Origin of the sequence: Actinomyces sp. oral taxon 849 str. F0330 (assembly GCF_000239715.1) — a bacterium.
In the GTDB taxonomy this organism is placed as follows: domain Bacteria; phylum Actinomycetota; class Actinomycetes; order Actinomycetales; family Actinomycetaceae; genus Actinomyces; species Actinomyces johnsonii.
Genome location: NZ_JH470359.1, coordinates 1 through 1,146 on the forward strand (window position 1 = coordinate 1; position 1,146 = coordinate 1,146).

Here is a 1,146-nt window from a genome sequence, read left to right on the forward strand (position 1 = left end):
CGTGGCAGCCTCGCGCACGGTGACGGTGACCGTGCGGGGACCGTTCCCGGCGGGCGCATCGTTCTGGGGATCGCTGGGCTGGAACATCCTGTTGTACATGCAGTCCATATCCGGTATCTGACCGCCGTTGCTAACGCAGTCCTGATGGGGCTGCTCCTCCCACATCGACGGGTCAGAGGCCGTTACCTTCGGACGAGGCGGCGACGCAGGATCACCAGAACTCGAATCGGGAACCTGAATTTCTTGAGACGATTCCCCAGTAACTTCCGACCTGCTCCCAGAGTTTTTTCCATCGATAGTTGGAGTAGGTGAGCGATGGTCGCTTCGGGCTGCGGTGGCGGCAAATGATGCAAAAGAGGTAATTAGCATCACAGCAAGAAGGCGTTTCATTTTGGAATCACCTCTCCTTCGCCGATCATCCAGCGGCCATTGATGTATCGAACTCCGAGCTTAAGTTCCCGATCTTCATCGGGTTCGGCGACAGAAGGTCCGCTATCTGGATAGAACCAAGTCATTTGGCCGTAGCTAATGTGGACATGAATAAGGTTGTAGTTGTATCCTTCGAGTTTTTCGTAGTAACGGATATTCGTGATGTCCTGCTCCCACCGATTGGCCCATCCTCCCTCCTTGTGGAGCTCGGTCGCCTGATCGATGACTGAATTGCAGAAAACGCATCCGTCTTCGCTCATGGCTGCGAGTTCGGTGGTGTCGCCGGTCATGTAGGCGTAGCGGTAGAGCTCAAGGAAGTACTGGACGCTGCCCGTGGCGCCTCGCGCGGACTCCTCATCCATATGCAGAGGTTTGGCGGGTGCGGGTTCGGCTAGGGCGGTGTCGCGCTGGGCCTTGAGGTCGGGGGTCAGGGCGGCTTCTCGGGAGGCGGTCGCTGAGGCGTTGGCGTCGGCGATCCCTTTCTCGGCCCGGGCGACGGCCGCAGACGCGCTGGCACTGGCGCTGGCACTGGCCTCCGCCCGCGCGTCCTTCAGCGCGCAGCCCGCCCGCCCCCAGGGCCAGGACGCATACCACCGACCAAACCGGCGGCCGCCCGGCGTTCGCCCCAGACGAGAACCGGACCGGCCGCACTCGACTGGCGGGTCGCCTCGAGTGCACAGGCCGTTGGGGATCGTAGGGACGTACTCATCACCGATA

At 61.2% G+C, this 1,146-nt stretch carries 1 protein-coding gene; it reads right to left on the reverse strand.

The window, feature by feature from the left end; genetic code table 11:
* Positions 1 to 386: 386 nt before the first annotated feature.
* On the reverse strand, positions 387 to 1,146 hold a 760-nt coding region (locus tag HMPREF0975_RS12680), incomplete at its 5' end, for a DUF6318 family protein (RefSeq protein ID WP_332248282.1).